This is a genomic window from Pseudomonas edaphica (assembly GCF_005863185.1).
Taxonomy (GTDB): Bacteria; Pseudomonadota; Gammaproteobacteria; order Pseudomonadales; family Pseudomonadaceae; genus Aquipseudomonas; species Aquipseudomonas edaphica.
In genome coordinates, this window is the sequence record NZ_VBVZ01000599.1 from 1 (window position 1) to 3,719 (window position 3,719).

A 3,719-nucleotide genomic window follows, 5' to 3' on the forward strand; every position below is an offset into this window, starting at 1 on the left:
GTGTACACCACGTTCTGGCCCTTGGGATAGTAATATAACCGGTATTCCGCCAGGTTGATCACGATACCTTCGCGCGGGCCGGGCGGCAGAATAAACCGCGTGGGCAGCACAATCTCGGTGCCCGCGCCGGGCAACCAGGCATCCACACCGGGGTTGGCCGCGACCATTTCCGAATAGCCCAGGTCATAGGTGGTGCCCAGGTCGGCAAAGGTGTCTTCGTACTTGGCCTTGATCACCTGGACCTGACCGACGATGTCTTCACCCGGCGGGGGCAAGGGCAACTGCAAGGCTGACGCCGAACCGGCTGCACACAAGGCAGCAAGAGACAGGCAGCAGGTAACGACGGAAAGGCGCGACAACATCCGGAAAATCCTTCGCAGAACGACGGGTAGGAAAACACTGATTGTATACGCGAAGGTATCGTGATCAACCTGGCGGAATACCGGTTATATTACTATCCCAAGGGCCAGAACGTGGTGTACACCTTCCCGTTGGGCATTGGCCGTGAGGGCTGGGGTTCGCCGGTCGCGCACACCACCATCACCGGCAAAATCCCCAACCCGACCTGGACCCCGCCCGCCTCGATCAAGGCCGAGCACGCCGCCAATGGCGACCCGCTGCCCAATGTGGTGCCGGCCGGGCCGGATAACCCACTGGGGCCGTTCAAGTTCACCTTGGGCACGCCGGGTTACCTGATCCATGGTTCGAACATGAAATTTGGTATCGGCACGCGTACAAGCCACGGTTGCTTCCGCATGTTCAACAACAACGTGCTGGAGATGGCCGACATGGTGCCGGTCGGCACCTCGGTGCGCATCATCAACGATGCGTACAAGTTCGGCAGCAGTGGCGGCAAGGTCTACCTTGAAGCGCATACGCCGCTGAACGACGATGGCACGCCTTCGGTGGTCGACAAGCACACCGCGGTCATCAATGCCCTGCTCAAGCGCGAAGACCTGGCCAACAATTTGCGCGTCAATTGGGATCAGGTGCGTGATGTGGTGGCCGCCGAAGATGGCCTGCCCACCGAGATTGGGGTACCGGGTGCCAACACGCCGGTGGTGTCCAGCACGCCAATCGATCTGCAGCAATAAGCCTGTTCGATCAAAAGCCCGCCAAGGCCTTGCGCTATGGCGGGCTTTTTATTGCGCTGGATTCAGGGCTGAATTGCAGGCAATAAAAAAGCCGATCCAAGAATGGATCGGCTTGATAACAACCCCGAGGGATTATTACTTGCGGCTTGCTTTTTCAAGCATGCGCAGAGCGCGCTCGTTAGCTTCGTCAGCAGTCTGTTGTGCTTTTTGAGCAGCAGCCAGAGCTTCATCAGCTTTACGGTAGGCTTCGTCTGCACGAGCCTGGGAGCGAGCTGCTGCGTCTTCAGTTGCAGTCAGACGAGCTTCGGTTTCTTTGGAGACGCTGCTGCAACCGGTAGCCAGAACTGCGGCCAGAGCCAGAGCAGAGAATTTCAGAACGTTGTTCATCGTGTTCCCCTTCAAGGACTTTCTATTAAATGGCTACTTTCTCAGGGTGAGCTGATAGCCGGCGTACATACTACTCATTACTTGTAGTAAGTAAACTGACGTAGCGCAAGAAGCAAAAAAAATTCTTGTGCCGTATCTATTTTGGCTAATCTTTTGGAGGTTTGTATAAAAACTGCTCAAAAATTTTCATTTCGTCGGGAACTGGATCCAAGCTGAGAGGTCCGGCCAGCCTGTGTCAGGCTGGGTAAGCAGGTGTAAATTTATATATCTACGATGACACTTTTTTTCAGTTGGCCTTTGCCTGCCCCGGCATCTTTTGCGCATGTAGGCGCATCTAGAGGTGACTTTAAGAGCGGCAGTTCGTCTCAAGCTTCAACTGCCGGCAATGTTCAGGCTATCGATCATCGATTGATCGAAGCCCTTTCTGTAACCGCCAGCGGCAAGGGATGACGAGTGCGCCTTGAGCTATTGCAGCATTGGTGCCTACTATTCTCTACGTGCTGGTTGTGAGCGCTATAGGTTTTCTCGTTGTCGAAACCGGCACGGGGTGGCGTAGATGTTCCTTCGCCGGAAAAACATCGGTAAGGTAGGGGTCGAAATCCAAGACCCGCGAGGAGTAGTGATGAGCGAGGCGTTGTCCATCCACCATGACCAGGCTGGTCATCAGTTCGAGACCAATGTGGACGGTCATCGTGCCTATCTGACCTATATGGACCTGGGCAAACAGACCCTGGACATCTATCGCACCTTCGTGCCCAACGCATTGCGCGGGCGCGGCATTGCTGCTGCGTTGACCGAGGAAGCGTTGAAGTTCGCCGAAGAGGCCGGGTACACCGTGATCCCTTCGTGCTCTTACGTAGAGCGCTACATGGAGCGCCATCAGCGCCATGCCGCGAAGCTCTGAATATTGAGTGAGGCGGGGCGCGGAGCGTCCATGGCTGCATTCCCACGCAGAGCGTGGGAACGATCAATCAGATGCCGCACACAAAAACGCCGGGCTAAGCCCGGCGTTTTTGTGTGCGCAGTGTAAGGTCAGGTGCGTTTGCGCTTGGGCAACACGTCCTTGAGCTTGGCATGCATGCTGCGCAGGGTGGTCTCGGTGGCTGACCAGTCGATGCAGGCATCGGTGATCGACACGCCGTACTGCAAGTCGGCCAGGTCTTTTGGAATCGACTGGCAGCCCCAGTTCAAGTGGCTTTCGACCATCAAGCCGATAATCGACTGGTTGCCTTCAAGAATCTGGTTGGCGACGTTTTCCATCACCAGCGGTTGCAGGGCCGGGTCCTTGTTGGAGTTGGCGTGGCTGCAGTCGACCATGATGTTCGGCTTGATCCTGGCCTTGTTCAGCGCCTGTTCGCACAGCGCCACGCTGACCGAATCATAGTTGGGCTTGCCGTTGCCGCCGCGCAGTACCACGTGGCCATAGGCGTTGCCCTTGGTGGTGACGATGGACACGCCACCTTCCTGGTTGATACCCAGGAAACGGTGCGGGCTGGACACCGATTGCAGGGCGTTGATCGCAACCGTCAGGCCGCCATCGGTGCCGTTCTTGAAGCCCACGGCCGAGGACAGGCCGGACGCCATTTCGCGGTGGGTCTGGGACTCGGTGGTGCGTGCGCCGATGGCCGACCAGCTGATCAGGTCCTGCAGGTACTGCGGGGAGATCGGGTCCAGCGCTTCGGTCGCGGTCGGCAGGCCCATTTCGGCCAGGTCCAGCAGCAATTGGCGACCGATATGCAAACCATCCTGAATCTTGAACGAGTCGTCCAGGTACGGGTCGTTGATCAAACCTTTCCAGCCGACGGTGGTGCGTGGTTTCTCGAAATAGACGCGCATCACCAGATACAAGGTGTCGGACACTTCAGCCGCCAGCACTTTAAGGCGCTCGGCGTATTCGTGGGCAGCCTTGAGGTCGTGGATCGAGCACGGGCCGATCACTACAAAAAGGCGGTGGTCGGTGCCATCGAGAATGTCACGAATGACTTCGCGGCCCTTGGTCACGGTCTGCAGGGCAGCATCGCTCAAAGGGATTTCGCGCTTGAGCTGATCAGGGGTGATCAGGGTCTCGTTGGATTCGACGTTAAGGTCATTGATCGGTAAATCAGCCATCGTGTTACTCGCCAGGGTCACGGGTGCCGGCCGCCTGCTATCCCCGTGCGGCGGGCACAGCATGATTTGAATGCAGGGGGGAGGAACCTTAGCGCGTAACACGGGGCCGCGACAAGGGGCAAAGCCGGC

4 protein-coding genes and 1 pseudogene are annotated in these 3,719 nt (G+C 57.5%); 2 read left to right on the top strand and 3 right to left on the bottom strand.

Going from position 1 to position 3,719, the window contains the following annotated elements; translation table 11 throughout:
* Positions 1-362: L,D-transpeptidase family protein (locus FEM54_RS27290; protein WP_477749742.1), on the bottom strand; the 362-nt coding region annotated here is incomplete at its 3' end.
* 48 nt (positions 363-410) lie between these two features.
* Here FEM54_RS27290 and FEM54_RS27295 point away from each other — a divergent pair.
* A pseudogene (locus FEM54_RS27295) lies at positions 411-1,094 on the top strand (L,D-transpeptidase family protein); the annotation flags it as partial.
* Between the two features lie 135 nt (positions 1,095-1,229).
* Here FEM54_RS27295 and oprI read toward each other — a convergent pair.
* Complete coding sequence (gene oprI, locus FEM54_RS27300; RefSeq protein ID WP_003172710.1) at positions 1,230-1,481, bottom strand: outer membrane lipoprotei OprI; 252 nt, start codon at positions 1,479-1,481, stop codon at positions 1,230-1,232.
* 622 nt (positions 1,482-2,103) lie between these two features.
* On the opposite strand from oprI, the gene FEM54_RS27305 reads away from it, so the two are divergent.
* Positions 2,104-2,385 (top strand): GNAT family N-acetyltransferase, encoded by a 282-nt coding sequence (locus FEM54_RS27305; protein ID WP_003189869.1) that lies wholly within the window; start codon positions 2,104-2,106, stop codon positions 2,383-2,385.
* Between the two features lie 128 nt (positions 2,386-2,513).
* On the opposite strand, the gene FEM54_RS27310 is transcribed toward FEM54_RS27305, so the two are convergent.
* On the bottom strand, positions 2,514-3,590 hold the full coding sequence (locus FEM54_RS27310; RefSeq protein WP_017136144.1) for a 3-deoxy-7-phosphoheptulonate synthase: 1,077 nt from the start codon (positions 3,588-3,590) through the stop codon (positions 2,514-2,516).
* Positions 3,591-3,719 lie beyond the last annotated feature (129 nt).

What these genes read in the sequence shown, in the direction of transcription:
- FEM54_RS27310 (WP_017136144.1), bottom strand. Translation starts at nt 3,590, where the DNA reads ATGGCTGATTTACCGATCAATGACCTTAACGTCGAATCCAACGAGACC.
- oprI (WP_003172710.1), bottom strand. Translation starts at nt 1,481, where the DNA reads ATGAACAACGTTCTGAAATTCTCTGCTCTGGCTCTGGCCGCAGTTCTG.
- FEM54_RS27305 (WP_003189869.1), top strand. Translation starts at nt 2,104, where the DNA reads ATGAGCGAGGCGTTGTCCATCCACCATGACCAGGCTGGTCATCAGTTC.